Consider the following 25,854-nt stretch of genomic DNA (forward strand, 5'->3'; position numbering starts at 1 on the left):
ACATGTCTTCTATCCTCTGGTGGGCTGCATTCACTTTTGCAGGGCTGTGGGCCCAGAAAATGGTGCCGGGAATTGACTTTCTGGCTCCCGGGATTCTTTTGTGTGTTCAGTTGAACAAGAAAACTCATGTTTTCTGGCTGATACTGGTCTGGTCCCTTGTCCAGGACGGCATAGGCGGACTGCCATTCGGCTATTCAATTATCTGGTATCTTTCCATTCTCGTCCTCTACCGCGGAGGAGAAATGTTCTTTGATGTGCACTCGATCATGTTCGCATTGCTTTGCGGATGCCTGCTGGGTGTTCTGCATCCGGGGTTGACCATGATGATGTCTTTGCTGGCGGATATGGCTTTTGTCCCGGATCGGTACATTTATGAAGGAATTCTTCAGGCTGTGATTTTCCCGTTCGAATGGCTGTTGTTGAAGTCTTTTTACCCGGCAGAGGTACGGCATGAGTCTTCATGAATCGAGGAAACAGAACCCGCCTAAAAACGGCTTGCTGCTTTTGCAGGGGCTGATTCTTCTCCTTTTCTGCATTTTTGCCCTGCGTTTCTGGTATCTTCAGATTCACAAGGGAGATTATTTTGCCGAGCAGGCCCGTAACAACCAGCTCAGACAGGATAGCCTCTATGCTCCCCGCGGACTGATTCGTGACCGGAACGGCCAGTTGCTGGCGGTGAATGAGCCGGCTTATGCGCTTGGTCTCGTTCGTGAAGACTGCAAGGACCTTGATGCCACCTTGAAGACTGTTTCCAAATGGACGGGTGTTGAACTGGCAAAGGTTGAGAAGACTTTTACGAAATCGAGGCGCCGGGTGAAGCCATTTGAACCCTTGATTCTTGTTCCCAACCTTACGTTTGAACAAGTAGCCCTGATTGAGGCTAACTCCCTGCATTGGCCGGGACTTGAAATTGTGGTCAGGCCGCGCCGCAGATACATTCAGGGGCCGCTTCTTTCCCACGTTCTGGGGTATGTGGCGGAGGCCGACGAAGAGGAACTTGAAAAAGACCCGGATCTCGCCGTGGGGGATTATGTCGGCAAACAGGGCCTTGAGTATGTTCTTGAGAAGCGTTTCCGGGGAATCAAAGGCCGCCGGCAGGGAGAGGTTGATGCCACGGGCAGAAGGCTTAAGGAACGCATTCTTACTCCTCCTGTTGCCGGTGAGGATATTGACCTGTCTATTGATCTTGGAATTCAGGAGCTGGGCGGAAAACTTCTGGAAGGTAAGGCCGGATCGGTTTTGGTGATGAACCCTGATAATGGACAGATACTGGCTTTTGTGAGTGCTCCGTCTTATGACAATAACGCCTTTACCACCGGTCTGAGCAAGAAGCAGTGGGTTGCTTTGCGGGATGATCCCCGCACCCCGCTGCAAAACAGGGTTATCCAGTCTGTTTATCCTCCGGGCTCGGTTTTCAAGATGACTGTTGCCGGAGCCGGGCTTCATTATGGGGTTATCACCCCTGAGGATACTGTTTACTGTCCCGGCTATACTAAACTCGGTAAATATACTTTCCGCTGCTGGCGGCGGGGCGGACACGGTGAAACAGATCTGGAGAAATCACTGGTTCAGTCGTGTGATGTCTACTACTACAAGCTGGGCATGAAACTTGGAGTGGACAGGCTCAGTGAATACGCTTTCAAAGCCGGGTATGGCAAAACTACAGGTATTTCCCTTCCCCATGAAAAATCAGGTCTTATTCCAACCCGTAAGTGGAAACGCAAAAGGTTCGGAGAAATCTGGCACCCCGGGGAGAACCTGAACTTTTCAATCGGCCAGGGATACACACTGGTGACCCCTTTGCAGGTAGCAAGATCAATTGCTTCTCTGATTAACGGGGGCAGACTGCTGAGGCCTCAGCTTCTGGCCGGTGAACCGGCTGAAGAGCAGGGGCGGATACCACTTACAGATGCTCAGCGTGAGCTTATCCGTAAAGCCATGATTGAAACTGTCGACGGGCAGCGTGGAACAGCCCGCAGGCTGCGGATGAAAGGGGTGGTTATCGGTGGAAAAACCGGAACCGCTCAGGTTGTCAAGCTCACCGATGAACTCAAAAAAATGAAGGATGAGGATATCCCTTACAAATACCGCGACCATGCCTGGATGGCCAGTTTTGCGGAAAAAGGGACCGAGCGCTATGTGGTGGTGTGCATGGTGGAGCACGGGCTGCACGGAGGCTCCGGAGCCGGACCGATCGTGAAAGCCATTTATGACTATATTTTCAAAGATAAAAAGCCCGAAAAAAAGGACAGGAAATAAATGTCGCCCATAGACAGAAGATTGCTGACTCATATGAACTGGTTCCTGCTGGGGCTGGCGGCTATGCTTTTTCTGGTTGGTGTTCTCAATCTTTATTCCGCAAGCGGCTTCCGTCTTGAAGAGGGAATGAGTGTAAGTTCCTTTTATCAGAAACAGCTGATCTGGGGACTTATGGGGTTTGCCGGTATGATAACTTTCATGCTGTTTGATTATCGGCATCTGGAAACCATTGCCTGGCCCCTGTTTCTGGTCACTGTGGCACTGCTGCTGGCTGTTCCTTTTGTTGGCAAGACCATTTACGGGGCCCGCAGGTGGCTCGATCTGGGCTTTTTCAATTTTCAGCCCAGTGAGATGGCCAAAATAACTATCCTCGTCATCGGGGCCAAAATACTTTCACTTAGTAATGATCCACTGGATATCAAAAAACTGGCTTATGTCGTCGGGGTGGGGCTTATCCCGGCAGGTATGGTCATAACTCAGCCGGATCTGGGCTCGGGGTTGAACATCCTTCTTATTCTGGGAGGGATGATACTCTACAGAGGGCTAACGCCCAGACTTTTCAAAACTTTGGCAATAGTCGGCCCCTGCCTGATCCCGGTCGGCTGGCTTTTCCTTCACGATTATCAGAAGCGTAGAATTATTTCGTTTATGAATCCTGCAAGCGATCCGCTTGGAGCCGGTTATCACATTATCCAGTCGGAAATTGCCATCGGTTCAGGGCAGATATGGGGCAAGGGATTTCTGGGCGGAACTCAGTCGCAATTAAGATTTCTTCCGGAGAAACACACAGACTTCGCAATAGCCGTTTTCGGCGAGGAATGGGGTTTTGTAGGGGCACTGTCCCTGCTGACCATGTTCTGTGTTTTTCTTTACCAGATGGTGGTGACTGCCAGAGAGGCCAAAGACCTGTTCGGCAGCTACCTTGCGGCAGGCGTGTTCTTTTATTTCTTCTGGCAAATCCTGATCAATATGGGTATGGTCCTCGGACTAATGCCCGTAGTGGGAATTCCTTTACCATTCATCAGTTACGGGGGCAGCGGCACCGTAGTCAATCTTTGTCTCGTGGGACTCGTTCTGAACGTTTCCATGAGGCGTTATGTATTTAAACAGGGGTAATAAAGCCGTATGTTCGGATTTTCAAAAAACGGCTCAGGGGAGAAAGGAGCTCAAATGGCAAAAGATGAAATAAATGCGTTTTTAGGCAGTGGTACCGATTATCAGGGGAAACTCAATTTTCAGGGAGCTGTGCGCATTGATGGCAACTTCAATGGTGAAGTAGAGTCTGAAGGAACTCTGGTTGTCGGCAAGGAAGCCCGTGTGGAGGGTGTTCTCAAGGTTGGACAACTGGTTCTGAGCGGCAAGGTTACCGGTGAGGTGTACGCAAGTGAGAAAGCCGTTCTTCATAAAACTGCCAATCTTCAGGGGAACCTGATTACCCCTGTGCTGGTTGTGGAGGAAGGAGCTGTGCTTGAAGGCCGTGTGACCATGACTTCTCCGACTCCGGAAGCAGTTGAAACAGAAACTCAAGAAATTAGTTAAAAAAATAACAAGCCAGTATTCACGCGGGTTGAAAAGGGAAAAGTAAGCAGTTCAAATTGAAAAACCCTTTGACACAACCTCTAAAATTAGCTACACCGCGACTGACTTTGGACAAAAATTCACAACCTTTTCGGGAGCAGGCATGATTGATTTAGATATTAGCTTTTTTATCCAGTTAGCGAACTTCATCATCACCCTTCTTGTTCTCAACCTTCTCATGTTTCGTCCGATCCGCGAAATCATTCGCAAGCGTGCGGAGCTTATGAGCGATCAGCTCTCTAAAGTTGAAAACTTCACCGAGCTGGCCGACACAAAGGTCAAGGATTACGAAGCTGCTCTGGACGGTGCCCGCAAAGAGGGCATGGACATCCGGAATGACTTCAAAGAACAGGGAGCCGCTCAGGAACAGATTCTGCTCGCAGAGGCCGGAAAAGTTGCATCCGCAACTGTGAAGGAAGCTCGTGCGGAAGTTGCAGCCGACAAGGGTGCAGCAATGAAAGTTCTTGGTGGCGAAGTTGAAGCATTTGCTCAGAAGGTTACAGCCAAGGTTCTTGGCTAGGCCTAATCAATATCGAAGGGGGGTTTAGCCTTGAAGCGGAAAAACATGATCATGGCAACAGCCGCTCTTTCCGTACTGCTTGCAGCAGGCGCAGCCTATGCTAGCGGTGGTGAAGGGGCACACGAGATTCCCTGGGCAAACTTCGGTTGGCGTGTACTTAACCTGATTCTTGTTATCGGTATCCTTTATAAATTCGCCGGTGATAAAATTGCCGGTCTGTTTAAAGGCCGTCAGGCAGGAATCAAGCAGGAGTTGAATGATCTGCAGTCCCGTAAGGAAGCAGCAGAACAGAAACTCCGCGACGTTGAGTCCAGTATTGCCAATCTGGAGCAGGAAAAGGATGCTATCCTTTCCGAAGCCAGGACTCAGGGCGAGGCCATGAAGGCAGCAATTATCCAGAAGGCAGAGCAGACTGCAGAGCAGATCAAAGCTCAGGCCAAGGTCTCCGCTGAACAGGAAGTCAACGTTGCACTCGACGAAATGCGCGCAGAAATGGCCGATCAGGTTATCGAAGCAGCTGAAAAAATCGTCAAGAGCAAACTGACCAAAGCTCAGCATGAGAAGCTCGTGGATGAATACTTAACTAAGGTGGTGCTCAATTGACCGGGAACATAGTCTCACGCAGATACGCCAAGGCACTGTTCTCTGTTGGCCAGAAGCAGGGAGAGAAAGACCTCGCGGCGTTTGGTAAGGCACTGTCCGAGTTGTCCCAGATCCTGGAAGAATCCCCGGAGGCCCTGAGGCTCTTCCAGAATCCTGTTTTCAGTGCGGATGAAAAGAAAGCCGTGCTTGAAAAACTGCTTGAGAAGACCTCGGCAGGACCTGTGGTGAAAAACTTTTGCAGCCTTTTGGCCGACAAGGGACGCCTTCCGGTACTTCCTGAAATCGCAAGCGATTTCGCCGGAATGCTGGATGACGTCCAGGGTGTCGTCCGGGGCAAGCTCGTGACTGCAGTCAAACTGGCTGTCAAGCGGCAGAAAGAAATCCAGACTCGTCTTGAAGAACAGCTGAAGTGCAAGCTCGAACTCGAGTTCGCAATGGACAAAGACATCCTCGGCGGTGTTGTCCTTCAGGTTGGCGACAAGGTTCTTGATGCAAGCATTCGCGCACAGCTGCAAATGATGAAAGAACAGATTAAAAGGGGTGTATAGGGCCATGCAGATTAAAGCGGAAGAAATCAGCAAAATCATTGAAGATCAGATTCAGAATTATGAGTCTAAGGTCGAGATGAGCGAAACCGGTACCGTACTGTACGTGGGTGACGGTATTGCTCGTGTTCATGGTGTTGAGAACGCAATGGCTATGGAACTTCTCGAGTTCCCCGGCGGCCTGATGGGCATGGTTCTCAACCTCGAAGAAGATAACGTCGGTGTTGCACTGCTTGGTGACGATACCGGAATTAAAGAAGGTGACCCGGTAAAACGTACCGGCAAACTCTTCTCCGTACCTGTTGGTGACGCTGTTATGGGACGCGTTGTCAACCCTCTGGGTGAGCCCATTGACGGTCTCGGCCCCATCGAAGCGAAAGAAGAGCGCCCCGTTGAGCTCAAAGCTCCCGGCATCATCGCTCGTAAATCCGTACATGAGCCCATGTACACCGGTCTTAAGGCTATTGACGCCATGACCCCAATCGGACGTGGACAGCGCGAACTGGTTATCGGTGACCGTCAGGTCGGTAAAACCGCTATCTGCGTTGACGCTATCCTCGCTCAGAAAGATTCCGGCATTCACTGCTTCTACGTAGCTATCGGTCAGAAAAAAGCATCTGTTGCTCTGGTTGCCGATATTCTCCGTAAGCACGGTGCAATGGAATACACCACAATCATTTCTGCAACTGCTTCTGAGCCTGCACCTCTGCAGTTTATCTCTGCATACACCGGTGCCACCATGGCTGAATACTATCGTGATAACGGCAAACACGCTCTTATCGCATACGATGACCTTTCCAAGCAGGCAGTTGCTTACAGACAGATGTCTCTCCTGCTGCGTCGCCCTCCGGGACGTGAAGCATTCCCCGGTGACGTTTTCTACCTGCACTCACGCCTTCTTGAGCGTTCCTGCAAGGTTAATGATTCCCTCGGTGCAGGTTCTCTGACCGCACTGCCCATCATTGAAACTCAGGCCGGTGACGTATCCGCATACATTCCGACTAACGTAATTTCCATTACCGACGGTCAGGTTTACCTTGAGCCCAACCTCTTCAACTCCGGTATCCGTCCTGCTGTTAACGTAGGTCTTTCCGTATCCCGTGTTGGTGGTGCTGCTCAGATTAAAGCTATGAAACAGGTTGCAGGTACTCTGCGTCTTGACCTTGCTCAGTATCGTGAACTGGCTGCATTCGCAGCTTTCGGTTCCGACCTTGATAAGGCCACCCAGCAGAAACTGAACCGCGGTGCCCGCATGGTTGAGCTTCTCAAGCAGCCTCAGTACAAGCCCATGAACGTAATGGAACAGGTTATCTCTCTGTACGCCGGTACCCGCGGCTACATGGATGAAGTTCCTGTTTCCGCAGTACGTAAATACGAAGACGAACTTCAGGAGTTCATCGCTAACGCGAAGCCTGAAATTCTGGAAGGTATCAAGACCAAAGGTGCTCTTGACGACGAAATCGAAGGCAAGCTGAAGGCCGCTCTGGAAGAGTTTAATAAAGGTTTCACAGCTTAATCCAGGGAGGTACTGATGGCTTCTCTTAAGGATGTCCAGAACCAGATAGTCAGTATTAAAAAGACTAAGCAGATTACCAAAGCCATGAACATGGTTGCGTCGGCTAAGCTGCGCGGTGCTCAGGATCGTATTGAGCGCTTTCGCCCCTATGCTGACAAATTCTATGAAATGCTTGGCGATCTGGCAGCAGGTGCCGACTCCTCAGTCCATCCGCTGCTTGAAGTCCACGAAGAGATTAAAAGCGTAGGCATCGTGCTTGCGACTTCCGATCGCGGACTTTGCGGTAGTTTTAATACGAATATGATAAATGCAGCCCTTAGACTGGCTGCAGAAAAGAAGGCTGAAGGCAAAGCTGTAAAGTTCTACTGCGTAGGTAAAAAAGGTGCTGCCGCTGTTAAGAAGACTGAGCATGAACTCGTTGAAGCATATAACGATGACATGAGCTCTTTCGACTTCAACCTGGCCATCAACGTCGGTAACAAAGTTATCGATGCTTACCTTGCTGAAGATCTTGATGAGGTTTTCCTTGTATTCGGTAAGTTCGTAAACGTCGCAAGCCAGCCCCCGACCACCCTTCAGATCCTGCCCATGTCTTCCGAGGCAGCAGGAGAAGAAGCAGAGTCCGGTGCTTCCAGCGAATATATTTACGAGCCTTCTGTTGAAGGTCTTCTCGCAGAGCTTCTGCCCCGTTTTGTAAAGGTTCAGGTTTACCGCGGTCTTCTCGACACATCCTGCAGTGAACACGCTGCACGTATGGCTGCCATGGATAACGCTTCCAGAGCATGCGACGATATGACCGAAACTCTGACACTGCTTTACAACAAGACCAGGCAGGCAGCTATTACTGCGGATCTTATGGACATTGTCGGCGGCGCAGAAGCGCTGAAAGGATAATATAGGGGGTTACTCTGATGAGTAAAGTTACAGGTAAAATTGTTCAGGTTATCGGCGCGGTAGTTGACGTCGAATTTCCTGAAGGGCAATTGCCCAACATTCTGACTGCGGTCGAGATTGACAACCCGAACAACACAGACGCACCTGACCTGGTGTGTGAGGTAGCACAGCACCTCGGTGATAACGTTGTTCGTACCATCGCTATGGACGCTACCGAAGGTCTCGTTCGCGGCATGGAAGTTGTAGCAACCGGTGAATCCATCTCCGTTCCTGTTGGTGAAGGCGTACTGGGTCGTATCCTTAACGTTGTTGGCCGTCCCGTTGATGAAATGGGTCCCATTGACGCTAAAGATTCCATGCCTATTCACCGTCCAGCTCCGGAATTCACTGAGCAGTCCACCAAAGTTGAACTGCTCGAAACCGGCATCAAGGTTGTTGACCTACTCGTACCCTTCCCCAAGGGTGGTAAAATGGGCCTCTTCGGCGGCGCAGGTGTTGGTAAAACCGTTATTCTGATGGAAATGATCAACAACATTGCGAAACAGCACGGTGGTAAATCTTGCTTCGCAGGTGTTGGTGAGCGTACCCGTGAAGGTAACGACCTCTACCACGAAATGAAAGACGCAGGCGTTCTGGAGAAGTCTGCTCTCGTATACGGCCAGATGAACGAACCTCCGGGAGCGCGTGCTCGTGTTGCACTGACAGCTCTGACCATCGCTGAGTACTTCCGTGATGTTGAAGGTGAAGACGTTCTTCTCTTTATTGATAATATCTTCCGCTTCACCCAGGCAGGTTCCGAGGTATCCGCACTTCTCGGTCGTATGCCTTCCGCTGTTGGTTACCAGCCTACTCTGGGTACTGACCTTGGTGGACTCCAGGAACGTATTACCTCCACCAACAAAGGTTCCATTACCTCTGTTCAGGCTGTTTACGTACCTGCGGATGACTTGACTGACCCCGCACCTGCTACCACCTTCTCTCACCTTGACGGTACTCTCGTTCTTTCCCGTCAGATTGCAGAGCTTGGTATCTACCCTGCGGTTGACCCTCTTGACTCCACTTCCCGTATTCTCGCTCCAGATGTTCTGGGTGCTGAGCACTACGCGACTGCCCGTGAAGTACAGATGGTTCTGCAGAAATATAAAGACCTTCAGGACATCATCGCCATTCTCGGTATGGATGAACTGTCCGATGAAGATAAACAGACTGTTGCACGTGCTCGCCGCATCCAGCGTTTCCTCTCCCAGCCTTTCCACGTTGCTGAAGTTTTCACCGGTACCCCCGGCGTTTACGTAAAGCTCGAGGATACCATCAAGGCATTCAGAGGAATCCTCGACGGTAAATACGATGACATGGCTGAAAACTCTTTCTACATGGTTGGCGCAATCGAAGAAGCCATTGAAAAAGAGAAAAACAAATAGCATAGGACGCGATTATGGCTAGTAAGCTCCTTTTGGAAATCGTTACTCCTGATCGCAAGGTCCTTTCCCAGGAAGTCGACTATGTCGGCGCTCCAGGGATTGAGGGTGAGTTTGGTATTATGGCCAATCACATACCCTTTCTTTCGGCTCTTGGCGTAGGCAACCTCTATTTTAAAGAAGGTGCCAAAACTCACTACATTTTTGTTTCCGGCGGCTTTGCCGAAGTAGGAAACAATAAAGTGACCATTCTCGCCGAAGTTGCTGAAAAGGCCGTTGAGATCGACATCGCTCGGGCTCAAAAAGCTCAGGAAAAAGCGAAGGCTCGTTTGGCTAAAGCACAGGATCGCATTGAATCCGCTCGCGCGCAGGCCGCTCTCCAGAGAGCACTTGCACGCCTTAGCTGCAAAGATGCGGCCCAGAAGGCCGGGACTACCACTCACTAGAGCTTAGTTTCGCCTTAAAGCCCCATGGCTATCAGGGAGCAGACTGTTTTAACAGTCTGCTCCTTTTTTTATTTAAATCCGAATTTGAAATTATTTACAGAGCATGTTGGCAGGGTTGATCCAGAATAAATGATTACGGTTAGGATTATGTGAAATAATTATTAAAGTGCCAAAGCAGGGTGCTGAAAAAACAGGGAAAAATAAAAAGGCGTTTTTAAGTTTACGCATTTACTCAGAAGCTTCAACCTGTTAACTAGTCTCGAGCAACTTATTTTGGAGACTAGTCGATATGGAAAAATCATTTGCCTGCGCCCTGGTTCTGGCCGGTGGCAAGGGAACCCGTATGCATTCAGATAAGCCCAAGGTTCTCAAGACCCTGCTCGGCGAATCAATGCTTTACTACGTATATAAGGCTTTGACTCCTTCACTTGGCGAAGATATTTTCACCATTGTGGGATTCGGGGCGAACTATGTTGAAGCTGCTTTTCCTGAAATGAAGGACCGTTTTGTCCTTCAGGCTGAGCAACTGGGAACAGGCCATGCGCTTCAGATGGGCTGGGAAAGCATCAGCAAATGTGACAGGGAATACTGTCTCGTTATAAATGGTGATACCCCGCTTATAAGTGATAAGGCCGTAAGCGATTTTCTTGAAGCTGTTAAGGAAGATCAGGCCGATATATCCTTTGTTACTATTACACCTGAAGATCCGTGTCAGTTCGGTCGTGTTACCCGGAACAAAGCCGGGCAGGTTACCGCTATAGTCGAGGCCAAGGATTACGATGAAGAGATTCATGGTCCGGTAAGCGGTGAAGTCAATGCCGGGATATACTGCCTGAAAGTCTCGGCAGTTGACGGACTCCTTAGCAAGCTGACCAACGATAATAAGAGCGGCGAGTATTATATCACAGATTTAGTTGACCTTGCTGTGGATTGTGGCATGAACGTTACGGCTGTTAATTGCGGTAACTCTATCGATTTGATGGGGATAAACAGCCCTTACGAACTTGCGCATGCCGAGTCTGCTTTACGCGAGCGGACTGCCGTGCAACTGCTTAAGTCCGGCGTCACATTGCATAACTGGGAGTCTGTGATTGTCGGTCCGGGTGTTGAAATAGAACCCGGGGTCGAGATAACAGGTCCTTGTGAAATTTACGGAAAAACTGTAATCCGCCGAGGGGCTGTTATTGAGTCGCATGTTCGAATGGTGAACTGTTCGATTGCCGCCGACGCCCTTATCAAGGCTTACAGTCATCTTGAAGATGCCGATGTTGGGCCCCAGTGTATGGTCGGTCCTTACGGAAGGCTGCGTCCTGGTGCTGTTCTTGAAAAAGGCGCCAAGGTTGGAAATTTTGTTGAAATGAAAAAGGCTGTGCTGGGCGAAGGAGCCAAGGCTAGCCATCTGACTTACCTCGGTGACAGTGAAATCGGGGCAGGGGTCAATATAGGAGCAGGAACCATCACCTGCAATTATGATGGTAAGAACAAACATAAAACTGTAATAGGCGATGGTGCCTTTATCGGTAGCAACACAGCGCTGGTTGCGCCTGTGACTATCGGTAAGGGTGCTTTGATCGGAGCCGGTTCAACCATTACTAAAAACGTAAATGATGGAGACCTGGGAGTTGCAAGAGGCAAGCAGGTCAACATATCCCGGACTCCTAAGAAGTCTTGATTTTGTAAAGATAAGGTATTAGGTTAAAACTATGGAAATAATCGCTCAATTGGAAGAACGTTTCGATAAAATGTTGCAGAAAATAAAGCAGCTTGAAGAAGAAAATGCCTTTCTTCTTGAAGAGTTGGAACAGGAGAAGCAGCGAAAGGACGAAGTCCGTGGTCGCATAGAGGTTCTCCTTAGCAAGGTTGAAGGTAATCTCGAATAAGAGTTTTTAACAGCCTGACCGGACTTATAAGTCCTACAGGTTACTTGTAAAATTCTACAGGATGATGGTATTTAAAGCGCCATGCCCCGTTATACAATACCCGTTCTCGGTCTTGAAATTTCTTTCAAGACCGATGCGGATAAAGAAAGAATAGAAGCCGCAAAAGATGTTCTTGAAGAAAGATTCAACGAGCTCATGCGGGGAGGCAAGGACGTGAGTAAGGAAAAGCTCCTGACATGTCTGGCGCTCAGCCTGGCTGATGATTACCTTGAGAACAGCCGAAAGCTAGAAACGATGGAAGAGAAAATTAACGCGCTGTTAGAGAAGTGATAAGTTGTGCATTGCACGACATTTTAAGATATACTGAATTTCCCTGGGGAGTGCGTGTTGTCATATGGCTTTTGAACCAATATAGAAAGTAAGGGAGCAAGCATCGCCGGAGTGGTGTGCAAGCCCGGAATATACCGGGAAGCCTGAAACTTCGGGGGCAGCGCCCACCTAGTTAGACTCGGTTCTAACAAGTACGGCAACACGGCATCTCCGGGGTCCCCGGGCGGGAATATTTTCCATCAGGAAAATGAAAGAACTTATTTGGTTTTGGTCCCGCCATTCTTTCCAGCTATCCTCTTCTTCAGCCCTGTCTATTCTCAATTCTCCATTTGAAGATTATTGCAATCATGTCCGGTTGTTATGATCGGTAATTAAAAATCAGGTCCGGAGAGGCCTGTCACTATAAAAGGAGAATGGCATGTTTGGGGATTTTTTTCTGATTTTATTTGGAATGGCCCTGGGTGCCGCAGGCGGCTATGCCCTGCACCGGTATGTGAATTCCAAGCGCCTGGCCGACTCGCAAGGGTTGGCGGATAGGATCGTTCAGGAGGCCCGTAAAGAAGCTGAAGCAATGAAGAAGGAAATCAAGCTTCAGGGTCAGGACGAAGTATATGCTCTTAAAAGAGAGCAGGAAAATGAGTACAAGGAAATGGAGCGCGGCCTGAAAAAACAGGAAGAGCGTCTCCAGGAAAAAGAAGAGCGTCTTGAGCAGAAGCTTGAGAAAGTTGCTAATAAAGAGTCAGAGGTTGTGGCTCTTGAAAAGCGCATGATCAAGAAAGAGAAAAAGCTCGAGGGGCTTCATGAGGATCTCGAAAAACGTAAAGATGAGCATGAGCGCAAACTTCAGGAAGTCTCCGGGCTGACCGCAGAGGAAGCTCGTGAAAAGCTCATGACTGAAATCGAAAGCCGCACCCGCCATGAGGCTGCCAAGATGGTTCGTGCTATCGAAATGGAAGCCAAGGAAGAAGGAACCCGCAAAGCCAGGAAAATTCTTGCCCTGGCTATTCAGCGTTATTCCGGAGACTATGTCAACGAACAGACCGTAACCGCCGTGACCCTTCCTTCAGAAGATATGAAGGGCCGCATTATCGGTCGCGAGGGTCGTAACATCCGTGCTCTTGAAGCAGCAACAGGTGTTGACCTTATTATCGATGACACTCCGGAAACTGTAGTTCTTTCAGCTTACAGCCCTCTTAGAAGGGAAGTGGCAAAGCAGGCTCTTGAGCGTCTTATCAACGATGGTAGAATTCATCCCGCCCGCATTGAAGACATTGTCAACAAGGTGGAGCAGGAGATGGACGTAAAGCTTCGTGAAATAGGTGAACAGGCTACTTTTGATGTCGGTGTGCATGGCATCCATCCTGAGATTGTGAAGCTTATCGGTCAGCTTCAGTACCGTACCAGTTTTTCTCAGAATGTACTGCAGCACTCCCTTGAAGTCGCATTTCTGTGTGGAATCATGGCTGCTGAGCTTGGTATGGACGAGAAGATCGCAAAACGGGCAGGTCTGCTGCACGATATCGGTAAGGCTGTCGACCATGAAATAGAAGGCCCCCATGCTGTTATCGGTGCTGATCTGGCCAAAAAGCACGGTGAAGCTAAAGAGATCATCCACGCTATTCAGGCTCACCACGAAGACGTTCCACCCAAGTCCGTTCTGGCAACGCTTGTTCAGGCTGCCGACTCACTGTCCGGAGCCCGTCCCGGAGCCCGTAAGGAGCTTCTGGAGAACTATGTCAAGCGTCTTGAAGAACTTGAAAACGTTGCTACAGGGTTTGATGGTGTGTCCAAGGCATACGCCATTCAGGCCGGTCGTGAGATCAGGGTTATGGTTGATGCGGAACGCGTTTCCGATGACAACACACATATGCTCTGTAAAGACATTGCCACCAAGATTGAAAACAACATGACCTATCCCGGTCAGATCCGTGTAACCGTTATCCGCGAACGCCGTTCCGTAGGTTATGCGAAATAGATAGATATAATATTGCGGCCCGGAACCTTCCGGGCCGCTTATCCCCGCCAGACTGCCGATAAAGGCCCGACTGCCCTCTCTCCGACATATCGTGTATAGCACTCGAACCTTTCTCCACAGGCTGGCTGTTTGCAGCCTTTTTTCTTTTGATGCGCTTCGCGCTTTAGATTATTTTATTTCTCTTCCGGCGGCTGAAAGTTCATAGCCGTTAACCGGGAATTCCTTGCTTGAGGCTTGCGGATGTACTGAGTGGGGTGGATGTTGTACATAAGACAACCTGTCGGGCTTACGCTTTTGTGACGGATAGGTCGGGTGGTTTACCGTATGTGCCTGTTTTGATCAGTTCGCTGATGGGGTAATCTGTAAGGTTGGCTAACAATAAGGTGAGTTATGCGGATTCTCTTTCTTGGTGACATAGTGGGCAGGCCCGGACGCAAGGGGGTTGCCTTAAGGCTTGGTGAACTGCGCCGTTCACTGAAGCTGGATATGATCATCGCCAATGGCGAGAATGCATCACAGGGGATAGGTCTTTCCGCCAAAAATGCCCGTGAACTTCACGAGTATGGAGTCGATGTGATTACTTCGGGTAATCATATATGGAAGTATTCAAATCTTTATTCCTATATGAATACATCCGAGCGCATTGTGAGGCCGGCGAATGTGCCTGAAGGTGCGCCGGGAAAGGGCTGGACTGTTTTTAAAGTTCATGGTGAAGTGCCTGTTGCTGTTTTGAACCTGCAGGGGCGAACCTTTATGAGTCCGTCCGACTGCCCGTTTAAATGCGCTGACCGTATTCTTGAACAGCTTGATCCAGACTTTAAGATAATCTTTGTGGATTTTCATGCCGAGGCAACTTCAGAGAAGCAGTGCCTTGGCAGATACCTTGATGGACGGGTCAGTGTTTTTATCGGAACGCATACGCACGTTCAGACCAATGATGCCCGGATTTTGCCCGAAGGGACTGGATTTATGACCGATGCAGGTATGTGCGGACCGACAGACTCCTGTTTAGGCCTGACTCCGAAGCCCGTGATTAAGAGATTTGTTACCGGGTTGCATCAGAAGTGGAAAGTCGCGGGAGGCCCGGTTGAACTGCAGGGTGTGCTCATGGAAATAGATGAAGAGTCAGGAAATACCACGTTCATTGAAGCATGGAAATCGGGCGAAATGGTTTTGTAGAAAAAATTTCATCCCGACTTTAGGCTCTTATAGCGAAAGGGTATGGGAAAACAAAAAGACCAATAAAGCCTATGCAGGCTAAAATAATTATAAAGAGGTTTTAACCATGAATATTTACGATGAACTGAAGTGGCGAGGGCTGATCAATCAGGTTTCTGACGAAGAGAAGGTACGCGAGTATCTGGATACTCCCGGTCAGACCATGTATTGCGGCTTCGACCCCACTGCCGACAGCCTGCACATCGGTAACCTTGTTCCTTTGCTGTGCCTCGTCCGGATGAAGAGAGCAGGGCACAATCCGCTGTTCCTTCTCGGGGGGGCTACCGGGCGCATCGGTGATCCGAGCGGAAAGGATAAGGAACGCGAACTTTCTTCCGAAGAAAAAATTGAATCTCAGGCTCAGAATATCCAAGATCAGATCGAGGCGTTCTGTGAGAAAAATACCGGAGAGAAAGCCGAGGTTGTAAATAACTACGACTGGACTAAAGGTGTCTCCTACCTTGAAATGTTGCGTGATATCGGCAAGCATTTCACCATCAACTGGATGATGGCCAAAGAGTCCGTCAAAGGCCGTTTCGGCCGGGATGATGTGGGTATTTCCTACACCGAATTCAGCTACATGATCCTTCAGGGATATGATTATTACCATCTTTATAAGGAGAAAGGCTGCCAGCTTCAGATCGGCGGCGGCGATCAGTGGGGTAATATCACCGCCGGATGTGAACTCATCCGCCGCAAGGCTCATGGTGAAGGCTTTGCTGTTACTTTTCCGCTGATCACAACCGCTGACGGCAAGAAGTTTGGTAAAAGTGAAGGGAATGCTGTTTATCTCAATCCCGAGATGACCTCACCTTACACATTTTATCAGTTCTGGATTAATACCGATGACCGGGATGTTGTTCGTTTTCTGAAGTATTTCACTTTCCTTACTCAGGAAGAAATTGCCGAGCTTGAGAAAAAGCACGAAGAGGCTCCGCACCTGCGTGAAGCCCACAAACGCCTTGCTGAAGAAACCACCATCATGATTCACGGCAAGGAGGAACTTGAAAAAGTTCAGGCCGCAACAGCTGCTCTTTTCGGCAAAGGTGATATTAAGTCAGTTGACGCCACGACCCTGCGCGGTGCTATGGAAGCTGCACCGGGGATCGAATACGCTAAAGCTGAACTGCCCGATCTTCCGCAGATCCTCCTTGATCTCGGAATGGTCAAGTCCAAGGGACAGGCCCGTAAGGATATCAAGGGCGGTGGGCTTTACATTAACAATGAACGCGTATCTGATTTTGACTACGTTCCTGCTGAGAGCGATTTTATTGATGGCGAATGCATGCTTATCCGCAAGGGTAAAAAGAATTACGGTCTGGTGAGTGTTACCTCGTAACTCTTTGTGGCCTGCACCTAGTCCCGGATTAGTCAGTTAAATACATAATCCAGATTCAAGTGACGTTGAACTTTCAGGTAAGATAAGTTCTTCTTTAGCAGGATTGATTTTATCTTTCACTGAAATATCATAATCGAATTAAAAAACCGCACTGTTCTTCTGTGGACAGTGCGGTTTTATTTTTGGAGGTTTTCCGTTAACGTAGCAAAGCTCTTAAATTGGTGTTGAAAGGGCAGTACAGGAATGAAGCCATAGGCTTTATTTCGATTGTATTTACTGCCGGAGGATTTTCATGCGCTTGTTCTTTATAATGATGGCTTTTTTATTCGGGGCACTTGCCCCGACTCAGGCCGGAGTCAACTTTAAGTTGCGCGGTTTTGTGGGAGACCCTGTTCTAGCCGCACTGATTTCCTTCGGTGTCGGGGCGTTGGTGCTACTTTCGTATATACTTGTTATGCGTGTGCCGATCCCCGGAGCATCTGTTGTGCTCAAGGGGCCGTGGTGGATGTGGACCGGTGGATTCATGGGGGCTTTCTTTGTTGCTTCGGCCGTTATCGTGGCCCCGGTTCTTGGAGCTGGGACCATGATGTGCTGGATGGTTGCCGGACAGATGGTGGCTTCTATTCTTCTGGACCACTATGGACTCATAGGTTATGCCGTGCGTGAGGCATCCCCGGTGCGTATTGCAGGGGCACTTATGGTAATTGTCGGTGCGGTGCTGATAGAAAAATTTTAGTTGAACAAATCTGAGAATGAAGGAGTGGGATCTTGCTGGATATTCTGCGTAATAATTTTAAAACTCTTTGGGACAATACAGTGCTGGTCTGTCGCATGATCAAGATCGAGCACTCAATTTTCGCTCTCCCTTTTGCATATATGGGCCTGTTCCTTGCCGGTGGCGGTTGGCCGGGCTGGGTTCCTTTTCTGCTGCTGACAGTCGCGATGATTGCGGTGCGCTCCTTTGCCATGGCTGTAAACAGACTTTTTGATATCAATATAGACAGTGAAAATCCCCGGACTCGGACCCGTCCGTTAGTTACCGGTGAACTTACCCCGCTCTTTACCTTTTTCTTTATTGTAGTCTGCGCCGTGGTATTCGTTTTTGCCTGTAAAGGTATGAACGAACTCTGTTACAAACTTTCCTTTTTTGCGCTTTTCTGGTCAGCATTTTATTCTTTGACCAAACGGTTTTCCTATCTGTGCCATTACGTGTTGGGTTCTGTGCTCGGTCTTGCTCCTGTGGCAGGCTGGCTCTGCGTGAAGCCAGAATTCTCACTTACCGCGCTGCTTTTTTTCTGCGGGGTGATGTTCTGGGTTGCAGGTTTCGATATCCTCTACGCTACTCAGGACCGCAAGTTCGACCGTACCCGTGACCTTCACTCCATTCCCGCCAGTCTGGGATTGCACAAGTCACTGACTGTTTCAACTTTCAGTCATGTGAACACGGTTATCTTCTTTTTGCTGGCAGGACTTTCCGCTGGACTGGGGTGGGTTTACTTCAGCACTGTGGCCGTTGTGGGCGGAATACTCCTTTTTGAACATCAGGTGATTTCAGCCGATGACATGAGCAAGGTCAATATGGCTTTCTTCACTTTGAACGGGGTGATATCAGTCCTTCTTTTTGTTGGTACTATGGCCGATATTTTTCTGTAAAAAATAGAGACTATTTACCAGTTGAAGTTTTGAGCCGCCTTTCAGGCGGCTCTTTTATTACTGAATATCAAAAGTAATTAAGCGTACAACAGAGTCAGCTTATGCTGTTGGAACAATAGAGTAAATAAAGTTGAACTTCAGTTATGAAATGCAATTGAGTGGTCTGTGTTGCCTAGCCTAATTCATGAGTGTCACATTGTTACGTGATTGTTAAAAATGGGTGGACATCATTTTACAAACTGCTTAGCTTCTTTCCGCGAGGTTTAATATAGAAGGTTTTTCGGTTTGGAGGCTTGAATTGGAACTCACTGCGGGCGTTCTGCCTTTCATACCGGTCTCTGTCCTTTTCAGTGATCGGAATGAAATTGATCAAGGCAGTATCGAATGGGAAGTCGCAGTGAACAGGAGACGTGGCCTGAGTCGGTCATGAGGAATACCAAGGAGAGCTGTCATGAACAGGGGAAATGTAAAGTTCCTGCGTTTATTCGCATGGATCTATTTTGGAAGTCTGATCGCAGTTGCTCTGGCCTGCGGTCTTTATTTTTTTATGTCCGGTGATGACCTTTCACTTGCCGGCAGTTTTGTAGTGATTCTGATCAGTTTTTTTGCTGTCCTCGGCACTGGATTGCTATACCAGTTGAATGCCAGAGTGCTTCGCCCGGTCAATTGCATAACCGCATTTTCCGGTAAGGTTCTTAGCGGCGAATACACTGAAGCGGATAAGTGTACTTCTCCGGGGCTTGATGAACTGCGGCTTGCGGTAACGAAGCTAGGAGAAGGGTACAAGGAAAGGCTGGGATTCAGTCGAAGTATACTGGAAGGCCTGCCTATTGCCTGCTGCATTGTGGATACTTCTGAGAAGATAACATTTCTTAATCAGGAATGTATGGACATGATCGGTTCCAGTGAGTCTCCGCAGTCATACTACGGGCGCATGATCTCCCAGATTTTCTATAATGATGACCGCAAGTCCCTCATTGGATACTGTATGGATGATGACAACCGGGTCATGAACCGTGAGGTTATTTTCAAGCATACTGATGGCAGTGATATTAATATTCTTGCCAATCTGTTTCCGCTGCATGACGTGGTGGGCAATGTGATCGGCGGATGTTGCCTCTATATCAATACTACCGAGCTCAAAAAGCGGGAATCTCACATTATAAGCCAGAATGAGCGTATTGCTAACGCTGCTGAGCAGGCCAACAGTGTGGTAAGTGATCTGGGTGAAGCCGCAAGTCTGCTTCACGGTCTGGTAAATGAAGCCCGTAGCGGCGCGGTTGTTCAGACCGAGCAGTCCGGACAGGCCGCAACAGCCATGGAAGAGATGAACGCCACAGTTCTTGAGGTTGCCCGCCATGCTCAGGAAGCTGCCGGAGATGCCGACAGCGCCAAACATCAGGCCCAGGACGGGGCACAAGTCGTGACTGGAGTTGTTAAGGCTATTGATGAGGTTGCCGGACAGGCTGCCACTCTTAAAGAATCCATGGAAGAACTCGATAAGAAATCTGAGGATATAGGCAATGTTCTCAGTGTTATTGAGGATATTGCCGACCAGACTAACCTTCTCGCACTTAACGCTGCGATTGAGGCTGCCCGTGCCGGTGAGGCCGGACGGGGATTTGCCGTTGTGGCGGATGAAGTCCGTAAGCTTGCCGAGAAGACGGTGCAGGCTACCACTGAAGTGCATAAGGCCGTTTCAGGAATTCAGCAGGGGGCCAAGGCCAATGTACTTGCTACAGAGGCAGCTGTCGCTTCTGTTGAGAGAAGTACCGAGCTTGCAGGACGGTCCGGTGAAGCTCTGGAAGGGATTGTATCAATTTCGGACTCAACCGCGGATCGTATCCGTTCAATAGCTACAGCTGCAGAACAGCAGGCGGCTGCAAGTGAACAGATTAACCAGTCAACGATTGAGGTCAGCCGTATTTCGAGTGAGACCGAACAGGCAATGGTTCAGTCTGCTGAAGCGATTGATAAACTCACCAGTCTTGCTGATGAACTTTCAAGGATTATCAGGGAGATGCAGTGATAATTAATCGTTAATAATGAATAGTATCAGGATATTGAAACTGTCGCTGCAGATTATCTGTTAAAGAAATACTGCCGTTTATAGAGCAGTCTCTCTTTTAAACGTACCGCGAAGACGCTTAGATAAACATCAAAAAACACAGACCTTAACGTGCTTGATTGCGTTAAGGCCTGTGTTTTTTTGATTCGGGCTATACTTTTTGTGAGATTTGCCGGAGAGCCTGCGTTGTCCTTGTTATAGAAAGGCCGCTCAGGTTCTTTGAATAGGAGGCCCCTCACTTCCGGTTTCCGGCAGATTCCGAGAGCGATCTTTTTCCTCACAACTTGAGGATTTTTTTCTTTTTGGGTCAGAATCCGTAACGGAGATAATCCTTGTCTTTGCGGTTTATCATCTGCATGTAGCGGTAGCGGCTTTTTACCTGGGCTTCTTCAAGTATGGAGTATCCGGTGTTGCGGCATTTTTCACAGGCTGCTGCCGGTATTTCGACTCCAAAGCCCATCGGCCCGTTTTCTCGTTGAGTTTCCACTTTGAGCAGCCCCCGGCAGTTATCACAAAGGAGCAGGGATTCAGTCTGTGATTCGGTGAAGCCTTCAGTGTCGTAGAAAATATTGCGGTGCCTGACAGACCATTTGCCGCTTATTACCCCTTCGCTGCTTTCTGATGGCGGATTAAAATAAATATCTCTGACTCCGTCACATATCTTGGCAATGTAATCCATGATTTCATCAGATTCGCGCAGGGTATCGGGATTGAATCCCGGTTCCCGGACGTGGGAGTAATCCACTCCGGCCATAGCCAGACTGATACCGAGGTTAACATAGGGAAGTGCTCCCTGAATGGCATACCCGCCTTCAAGAACAGCTATATCCGGTTTGAGCATGGAGTTCAGAGCTGCGTAACCCTGCGCTGAGAAGTTCATGTTTGTTATGGGGTCGGTGAAATGATTGTCCTGCCCGGCTGAGTTGATGATCAGGTCCGGTTTGAAGTCATCAAGAATAGGCATGACCAGATCTTTCATTACCATCATGAATCCAGCGTCCGCAGTACCGGGCGGCAGGGGGATATTGATGTTGCGCCCGAGTGCTTTCGGTCCGCCCGCCTCTTTGGGGAATCCCGTTCCGGGGAAAATGGTGCGCCCGTCCTGATGCATTGAGATGAAAAGGGTGTCGGGGTCATGCCAGTATACATCCTGTGTTCCGTCTCCGTGGTGGCAGTCTGTATCCACAATGGCAATACGTTTCGGGCCGTATTTTTCGCGGATATACTCGCACATTATAGCTTCAATGTTGATGGCGCAGAAACCACGGGAGCCCTGAACTGTTTTCATGGCGTGATGCCCCGGCGGGCGTATGAGTGCAAATGAGCGGTCTCTTTCTCCTTCCATTACCAGTTCGGCGGCTTTTATGGCGCCTCCGGCTGAAATGAAGTGCGAACGTGTGGCCACTGACTCGGCCTCGGGAAAACAGAAATGCACCCGTTCTATATCTTCAGTGGAAGCAACTTCCGGCTTGTATTCGCGAATACCTTCTATGTCGAAAAGGCCTTCTTCCCGCAACTGGTCCTGTGTGTAGAGCAGCCGCTCTTCTCGTTCAGGGTGGGTGGGGGAAATGGCCCAGTCGTAAGCGGGGAAAAAGATAATTCCCAGACTGTTTTCAGCCTTGAGCATGTTGACTCCGTGTTAAGAATATGTCCGGACCACGCCGGGTTTGATCTGACATTTTACCCTGATATTTCGACCTACCTTGCTGATGCCGTTGACCATGTTGAATGAAGAGGAAGAGGTGATCTGGGCGTTTGAACCGTCGGAAGCCACGTGCATCTCACCCAGGTGGGCGAGCAGATGGTTCATGGCGTCTTTTTCAGCGTCTTCAAGCTTGTAGGAACGGGGTATATTTTCCCTGTGTCCGAGTGAGGGAATGAACATCATTCCCCTTTCGGTATCGGCAAAGAGCTCCAGTTCTGTGGTAGTGCGGGTCAGGGCCGCGCCGATGGCGTTTGCCACATCGTAGTTTTTGGGTACTTCGGTTGAAAGACGGAATTTGCGGAAAAGATTCATTTTCATGGCCTGCGCAGGACCACCCATTACATAAATTTTGCGGGGTATAATCCGCCTGTTCTCCAGCAATTCGTGGATGGTGTATACCGGTTGCTGGTTGATTTCGTCCACCAGTTCACGGGTTGAGGAATGGATTTTTTCCACTGCATAATCAATGGCCCTGTCAGCAAGTTCTTCAGCTTCAAGACCGTTTTTAGCGGCAAATCCTGCGAATCCCGCTTTGGACTTGTCCATGTTCCCGCATTCACAGGATCCTTTCCAGATCAGTGCATCAGTAAGGGTCGGGATTTCACCGCCGAAGGCGATTGACGGCCCCAGCCTGTTGGGGCCGACCCGTACAGTTTTATCCATTACCGAAACAGCCGAGTCCCCTCCGATACCGATGGAGTGGACCTTAAGAGCCCTGACCAGTGTAGGGTGAGATCCGATGTTGATTCCTTCCTGTTCAATAAGGGGGCTTCCACCAGCGAAAATTGCTATGTCGGTGGTGGTTCCGCCGATATCGAAAATTATGGAGTCGTGGGTGATGTTGCAGAGGGCGATAATACCCATGACACTCGCTGCAGGTCCGGAGAAAATGGACTGTACGGGGATCTTGCGTGAGAGAGGCAGCGGCATTGTCCCGCCATCGGCCTTCAGAATATTTACTTTGATATGCCCCAGTCCCATCTCTTCAAGGGTGTCGGCAATGGCGTCGGCGAATCCATTAAATATTCTCCAGACGGCGCAGTTGTAGAACGCGGTGGAAATGCGGCGCGGAAAGTTGAGCCTCCCGGTCAGCTGATGACCCAGAGTGATGAAGTCCGCATTGTCTCCCACTGCCAGTTCAATCTCTTTTTCATGTGCCGGGTTACGTGGAGAGAATTTGGTAATGGCCGCATATACTTTGACACCTGATTTTCGGCAGGAAGCAATGGCTTCTTCAAGGGCCAGATTATCAAGCCTTTTTGTCTCCGAGCCTCGGTGGTCGAGTGAACCCGGGATGACATGGAAGTCTTTGCAGACCATGAAAGAATGAGGGTCCAGTCCGGGACCTGCTGAGACAATAACTCCAACGTCTTCGAAGTTGCCCTCAACAATCGCGTTGGTTGAAAGGGTGGTGCTCAGGTTGAGCTGTTTTATTCGCGCGGAGTCTGTTTCGCGTACAATCGCCCCCAGACCGTTCTTTATAGATGAGAGCAGGTTGTCGTGCTCGGTGGCAACCTTGACCTGCGCCTCAATCCCGTCCGGGCCGATGGCTACCGCGTCTGTGTGGGTTCCTCCCACGTCAATTCCGAGAAGGAGCATCTGGTAAATCCTTGAAATTTATCCGGTATAATTGTTCCGGGTATTGAGCGGACCGTGCTAAACGGTGGAATCCGGTAGAATGCAATTGAGTGCAATGCGCATTATCCGGATTTTAAGACATTCATTTAACTAGCACCTCGTCATTGCCGGAGTAAAGGGCTTTTACCGTAAGCGGTCATTACCAGCCTGTGAACGGTTCAGACTGGAGTTTTGGTTATGCCGAGTTTTTTCATGCGCGAATCGAAAGTCGAGCGGTTAACCTGTGCAGCCCGGGCTGCCTGACTTATGTTCCAGCGATATTTTTCGAGCAGTTGTAAAATATATGTATGTTCCATTTCTTTCCAACTCATCTCTGTAAGAGACAGTGGACTCAATGGGGCAGAAGTCTCTGCTTTTCGGGGTGATTTCTGTCTGTCCTTGATTCTTTTTTCCGAAACTATACCCGGCGTTGCAATGTGGGCAGGCAGATCGGTTATGTGAATGGTGTCTCCCGGGACCATAGCCTGAAACTGTTTGACCATATTCTCCAGTTCACGGATATTTCCCGGCCATGAGTATTTTTCCATGGACTCCATGGACCTTAAGTCCATTTTTTTGGGAAGCATGTGATTGCTGGCAGCTTCACGGTTCAGGAAGTATTCGGTCAGCAAAGGGATGTCGTCCTTTCTTTCCCTCAGGGCCGGAAGTTTCAGCGGCAATACATTCAGCCGGTAGTAAAGGTCTTCACGAAACCTTCCTGAGCGCACGTCCTCTTCAAGGTTCCGGTTGGTTGCGGATATGATGCGGACATCAATCTTTTTTGACTGTGTCCCACCGAGGGGTTTGATTTCATTTTCCTGCAGAACCCGCAGCAGTTTGGCTTGAAGGTTGATATCCATGTCGCCGATCTCATCGAGAAATACAGTTCCCCCGTCAGCTGCTTCAAACAGCCCGGCCTTGTTGCTGTTCGCACCGGTGAAAGCTCCTTTGACATAACCGAATAATTCACTTTCAAGCAGGTTCTCGGGGATTGCGCTGCAGTTTTGAGTTAAAAAGGGTTTGCCAGCCCGGGAGCTTTGCGCGTGGATTTCTTCTGCAAAGAGTTCCTTACCAGTGCCGGATTCACCGTAAAGAAGTACCGGGTAATTCGTTGCGCCGAAATTCTGAACCTGTTTTAATGCCTTGTTTATTGAGGGACTTTTGCCGACAATATTTTTCTGTCCTCGAATGTTGTTCAAGGTAAGGCTCAGTTGTGCATATTTACGCTGCTGCTTCTGAAATTCGATTGAGTTGCTCAGAGTTATTGCTCCAATATCCACAAGGTCCTGAAGCATTGTAAGATATGAGGGGTCGAGGTTCAGCCGGTCCCCCGAAGCACTGGTATCGATAACCTGAACCGCCCCGTAGACATCCTTTCCTTTAACCAGCAGGGGAAAGCACAGGATAAGTTTGCTCTTAATCTTAAAGTTTTCTTCGATGATACTGTGATGTCTCTCATCTCCGGCTTCGGCGATGGTCATTCTTCCCCTTTCAATCACCCAGCCCACGATACTTTTATCGGCAGGGGAAAGTCGGACACCCTTTACGCTTTCGCTCTTATTGCCAAGGGCTTCAACACACTCGTACTTCCCTTCCTTTTTCAGCCAGAGCGAACCTCGTTCAACATTTTGAAGCTTTAGAAGTAAGGTCAGTATGGTCTTCTGCAGTTTTTCCGGATCAAGTTCCTGGGAAAGTGCTTTGTAGTCGTTTATTGATAGGGTCATGATAATTATTAGAGGTTACCGCTATTTAAGATATATTATGAAATGTCGTTAATATTATGTATAATCAACAAAGTCCAGCAAATAAAAGAGAGTCTTATCGATCTGGTTGCAGCAAGAGCCCTTTGAATAAAGGTAGTTAGGGATTAAAGTTGTTTTGGCACGTTTGATGCTAAGAAAAGGTTAGCTTGTTAGTCAAGTATGGACCGGGTAGCCCACTCCACCTCCCCGACCCCTCCGGGCTCCCGGTCCATAAATTTTTAACACACTTCGGCCGCAGTTATCCAATATTACATGGAGAGAGATTAATGACAGGTGTAGAATCGTTAATATCTATGCATCGTAAGGAGATGAGTGCGTTGCGGGAGCAGGCCCGTCTGGCTCGCAGAGAAAGAAAAACCAGTGAACGCGAACTGGATCACGCGCTTAACGAACTGCGAAGCCAGTTGAGTGCTGAAATGCCTTCAAGGACTTCCTCCTCAGTGTTTCGCGGGGCTGTGGCCTTTATGTTTCTTCTGCTCGGAGTATTGAGCTATTAATCAAAATTTTGTGTTTGCCGCCTATTAGGT

Annotated in this window: 24 protein-coding genes and 1 other RNA gene; 22 read left to right on the plus strand and 3 right to left on the minus strand. The window is 49.1% G+C overall.

Annotated features, from left to right (window positions below):
- Positions 1-2: 2 nt before the first annotated feature.
- The 21 genes from ACZ5PW_RS03875 (at position 3) to ACZ5PW_RS03975 (ending at position 20,203) form a co-directional block, all read left to right on the plus strand.
- Positions 3-464, plus strand: a complete 462-nt coding sequence (locus ACZ5PW_RS03875) for a hypothetical protein (protein WP_464558115.1) — start codon at positions 3-5, stop codon at positions 462-464.
- Positions 451-2,259, plus strand: a complete 1,809-nt coding sequence (mrdA, locus tag ACZ5PW_RS03880; protein ID WP_464558117.1) for a penicillin-binding protein 2 — start codon at positions 451-453, stop codon at positions 2,257-2,259. The genes ACZ5PW_RS03875 and mrdA overlap by 14 nt, the downstream gene beginning before the upstream one ends.
- Positions 2,260-3,375, plus strand: coding sequence for a rod shape-determining protein RodA (gene rodA, locus ACZ5PW_RS03885; RefSeq protein WP_464558119.1), 1,116 nt, complete (start codon positions 2,260-2,262; stop codon positions 3,373-3,375).
- 54 nt (positions 3,376-3,429) lie between these two features.
- Positions 3,430-3,798, plus strand: coding sequence for a bactofilin family protein (locus ACZ5PW_RS03890; protein ID WP_464558121.1), 369 nt, complete (start codon positions 3,430-3,432; stop codon positions 3,796-3,798).
- 142 nt (positions 3,799-3,940) lie between these two features.
- Positions 3,941-4,357 (plus strand): ATP synthase F0 subunit B, encoded by a 417-nt coding sequence (locus ACZ5PW_RS03895; protein ID WP_464558123.1) that lies wholly within the window; start codon positions 3,941-3,943, stop codon positions 4,355-4,357.
- Between the two features lie 45 nt (positions 4,358-4,402).
- Entirely contained in the window at positions 4,403-4,960 is a 558-nt protein-coding gene (atpF, locus tag ACZ5PW_RS03900; RefSeq protein WP_464560483.1) for a F0F1 ATP synthase subunit B, read from the plus strand.
- Entirely contained in the window at positions 4,957-5,508 is a 552-nt protein-coding gene (locus ACZ5PW_RS03905) for a F0F1 ATP synthase subunit delta (RefSeq protein ID WP_464558125.1), read from the plus strand. The genes atpF and ACZ5PW_RS03905 overlap by 4 nt, the downstream gene beginning before the upstream one ends.
- 4 nt (positions 5,509-5,512) lie before the next feature.
- Positions 5,513-7,021: a F0F1 ATP synthase subunit alpha gene (gene atpA, locus ACZ5PW_RS03910; protein ID WP_464558127.1), complete on the plus strand. Its 1,509-nt coding sequence runs from the start codon at positions 5,513-5,515 to the stop codon at positions 7,019-7,021.
- A 15-nt stretch (positions 7,022-7,036) separates the two neighbouring features.
- Positions 7,037-7,915 (plus strand): F0F1 ATP synthase subunit gamma, encoded by an 879-nt coding sequence (locus ACZ5PW_RS03915; RefSeq protein WP_464558129.1) that lies wholly within the window; start codon positions 7,037-7,039, stop codon positions 7,913-7,915.
- A gap of 17 nt (positions 7,916-7,932) precedes the next feature.
- Positions 7,933-9,336 carry a F0F1 ATP synthase subunit beta gene (atpD, locus tag ACZ5PW_RS03920; protein WP_464558131.1) on the plus strand — a complete coding sequence of 468 codons (1,404 nt, stop codon included), beginning with the start codon at positions 7,933-7,935 and terminating at the stop codon, positions 9,334-9,336.
- A 14-nt stretch (positions 9,337-9,350) separates the two neighbouring features.
- Positions 9,351-9,779, plus strand: a complete 429-nt coding sequence (locus ACZ5PW_RS03925) for a F0F1 ATP synthase subunit epsilon (RefSeq protein WP_464558133.1) — start codon at positions 9,351-9,353, stop codon at positions 9,777-9,779.
- Positions 9,780-10,068: 289 nt separating this feature from the next.
- Complete coding sequence (glmU, locus tag ACZ5PW_RS03930) at positions 10,069-11,451, plus strand: bifunctional UDP-N-acetylglucosamine diphosphorylase/glucosamine-1-phosphate N-acetyltransferase GlmU (RefSeq protein ID WP_464558135.1); 1,383 nt, start codon at positions 10,069-10,071, stop codon at positions 11,449-11,451.
- A gap of 31 nt (positions 11,452-11,482) precedes the next feature.
- Complete coding sequence (locus tag ACZ5PW_RS03935) at positions 11,483-11,659, plus strand: hypothetical protein (protein WP_464558137.1); 177 nt, start codon at positions 11,483-11,485, stop codon at positions 11,657-11,659.
- A gap of 81 nt (positions 11,660-11,740) precedes the next feature.
- Positions 11,741-11,989 carry a cell division protein ZapA gene (locus ACZ5PW_RS03940; protein WP_464558139.1) on the plus strand — a complete coding sequence of 83 codons (249 nt, stop codon included), beginning with the start codon at positions 11,741-11,743 and terminating at the stop codon, positions 11,987-11,989.
- 37 nt (positions 11,990-12,026) lie between these two features.
- Positions 12,027-12,210, plus strand: a non-coding RNA gene (gene ssrS / locus ACZ5PW_RS03945) — 6S RNA.
- Between the two features lie 197 nt (positions 12,211-12,407).
- Positions 12,408-13,964: a ribonuclease Y gene (gene rny / locus ACZ5PW_RS03950; protein ID WP_464558141.1), complete on the plus strand. Its 1,557-nt coding sequence runs from the start codon at positions 12,408-12,410 to the stop codon at positions 13,962-13,964.
- Between the two features lie 390 nt (positions 13,965-14,354).
- Entirely contained in the window at positions 14,355-15,143 is a 789-nt protein-coding gene (locus tag ACZ5PW_RS03955; protein ID WP_464558143.1) for a TIGR00282 family metallophosphoesterase, read from the plus strand.
- A 106-nt stretch (positions 15,144-15,249) separates the two neighbouring features.
- On the plus strand, positions 15,250-16,521 hold the full coding sequence (gene tyrS / locus ACZ5PW_RS03960) for a tyrosine--tRNA ligase (RefSeq protein WP_464558145.1): 1,272 nt from the start codon (positions 15,250-15,252) through the stop codon (positions 16,519-16,521).
- Between the two features lie 292 nt (positions 16,522-16,813).
- The gene (locus ACZ5PW_RS03965) at positions 16,814-17,257 is read left to right on the plus strand and encodes a DMT family transporter (protein ID WP_464558147.1); all 444 of its coding nucleotides are present in this window, start codon (positions 16,814-16,816) and stop codon (positions 17,255-17,257) included.
- Positions 17,258-17,289: 32 nt separating this feature from the next.
- Positions 17,290-18,174 (plus strand): 4-hydroxybenzoate octaprenyltransferase, encoded by an 885-nt coding sequence (locus ACZ5PW_RS03970; RefSeq protein WP_464558149.1) that lies wholly within the window; start codon positions 17,290-17,292, stop codon positions 18,172-18,174.
- Between the two features lie 451 nt (positions 18,175-18,625).
- Positions 18,626-20,203, plus strand: a complete 1,578-nt coding sequence (locus ACZ5PW_RS03975) for a methyl-accepting chemotaxis protein (RefSeq protein ID WP_464558151.1) — start codon at positions 18,626-18,628, stop codon at positions 20,201-20,203.
- Positions 20,204-20,549: 346 nt separating this feature from the next.
- On the opposite strand, the gene ACZ5PW_RS03980 is transcribed toward ACZ5PW_RS03975, so the two are convergent.
- The 3 genes from ACZ5PW_RS03980 to ACZ5PW_RS03990 form a co-directional block, all read right to left on the minus strand.
- On the minus strand, positions 20,550-21,869 hold the full coding sequence (locus tag ACZ5PW_RS03980; RefSeq protein WP_464558153.1) for a histone deacetylase family protein: 1,320 nt from the start codon (positions 21,867-21,869) through the stop codon (positions 20,550-20,552).
- A 12-nt stretch (positions 21,870-21,881) separates the two neighbouring features.
- Entirely contained in the window at positions 21,882-23,546 is a 1,665-nt protein-coding gene (locus ACZ5PW_RS03985) for a hydantoinase/oxoprolinase family protein (RefSeq protein WP_464558155.1), read from the minus strand.
- 197 nt (positions 23,547-23,743) lie between these two features.
- A complete protein-coding gene (locus ACZ5PW_RS03990) occupies positions 23,744-25,288 on the minus strand; it encodes a sigma-54-dependent Fis family transcriptional regulator (protein WP_464558157.1) in 1,545 nt (514 codons plus the stop codon).
- A 305-nt stretch (positions 25,289-25,593) separates the two neighbouring features.
- Here ACZ5PW_RS03990 and ACZ5PW_RS03995 point away from each other — a divergent pair, with 305 nt between their 5' ends.
- A complete protein-coding gene (locus ACZ5PW_RS03995; RefSeq protein WP_464558159.1) occupies positions 25,594-25,824 on the plus strand; it encodes a hypothetical protein in 231 nt (76 codons plus the stop codon).
- Positions 25,825-25,854: the final 30 nt, after the last annotated feature.

This window comes from Maridesulfovibrio salinus (genome assembly GCF_055394525.1).

Coding starts and splice junctions, on each gene's coding strand:
- ACZ5PW_RS03940 (WP_464558139.1), top strand. CDS start 11,741: ATGCCCCGTTATACAATACCCGTTCTCGGTCTTGAAATTTCTTTCAAG.
- ACZ5PW_RS03980 (WP_464558153.1), bottom strand. CDS start 21,869: ATGCTCAAGGCTGAAAACAGTCTGGGAATTATCTTTTTCCCCGCTTAC.
- mrdA (WP_464558117.1), top strand. CDS start 451: ATGAGTCTTCATGAATCGAGGAAACAGAACCCGCCTAAAAACGGCTTG.
- tyrS (WP_464558145.1), top strand. CDS start 15,250: ATGAATATTTACGATGAACTGAAGTGGCGAGGGCTGATCAATCAGGTT.
- ACZ5PW_RS03875 (WP_464558115.1), top strand. CDS start 3: ATGTCTTCTATCCTCTGGTGGGCTGCATTCACTTTTGCAGGGCTGTGG.
- ACZ5PW_RS03995 (WP_464558159.1), top strand. CDS start 25,594: ATGACAGGTGTAGAATCGTTAATATCTATGCATCGTAAGGAGATGAGT.
- ACZ5PW_RS03965 (WP_464558147.1), top strand. CDS start 16,814: ATGCGCTTGTTCTTTATAATGATGGCTTTTTTATTCGGGGCACTTGCC.
- atpA (WP_464558127.1), top strand. CDS start 5,513: ATGCAGATTAAAGCGGAAGAAATCAGCAAAATCATTGAAGATCAGATT.
- ACZ5PW_RS03925 (WP_464558133.1), top strand. CDS start 9,351: ATGGCTAGTAAGCTCCTTTTGGAAATCGTTACTCCTGATCGCAAGGTC.
- ACZ5PW_RS03895 (WP_464558123.1), top strand. CDS start 3,941: ATGATTGATTTAGATATTAGCTTTTTTATCCAGTTAGCGAACTTCATC.
- rny (WP_464558141.1), top strand. CDS start 12,408: ATGTTTGGGGATTTTTTTCTGATTTTATTTGGAATGGCCCTGGGTGCC.
- atpD (WP_464558131.1), top strand. CDS start 7,933: ATGAGTAAAGTTACAGGTAAAATTGTTCAGGTTATCGGCGCGGTAGTT.
- ACZ5PW_RS03975 (WP_464558151.1), top strand. CDS start 18,626: ATGAACAGGGGAAATGTAAAGTTCCTGCGTTTATTCGCATGGATCTAT.
- ACZ5PW_RS03915 (WP_464558129.1), top strand. CDS start 7,037: ATGGCTTCTCTTAAGGATGTCCAGAACCAGATAGTCAGTATTAAAAAG.
- ACZ5PW_RS03890 (WP_464558121.1), top strand. CDS start 3,430: ATGGCAAAAGATGAAATAAATGCGTTTTTAGGCAGTGGTACCGATTAT.
- ACZ5PW_RS03985 (WP_464558155.1), bottom strand. CDS start 23,546: ATGCTCCTTCTCGGAATTGACGTGGGAGGAACCCACACAGACGCGGTA.
- ACZ5PW_RS03955 (WP_464558143.1), top strand. CDS start 14,355: ATGCGGATTCTCTTTCTTGGTGACATAGTGGGCAGGCCCGGACGCAAG.
- rodA (WP_464558119.1), top strand. CDS start 2,260: ATGTCGCCCATAGACAGAAGATTGCTGACTCATATGAACTGGTTCCTG.
- ACZ5PW_RS03990 (WP_464558157.1), bottom strand. CDS start 25,288: ATGACCCTATCAATAAACGACTACAAAGCACTTTCCCAGGAACTTGAT.
- atpF (WP_464560483.1), top strand. CDS start 4,403: ATGATCATGGCAACAGCCGCTCTTTCCGTACTGCTTGCAGCAGGCGCA.
- glmU (WP_464558135.1), top strand. CDS start 10,069: ATGGAAAAATCATTTGCCTGCGCCCTGGTTCTGGCCGGTGGCAAGGGA.
- ACZ5PW_RS03935 (WP_464558137.1), top strand. CDS start 11,483: ATGGAAATAATCGCTCAATTGGAAGAACGTTTCGATAAAATGTTGCAG.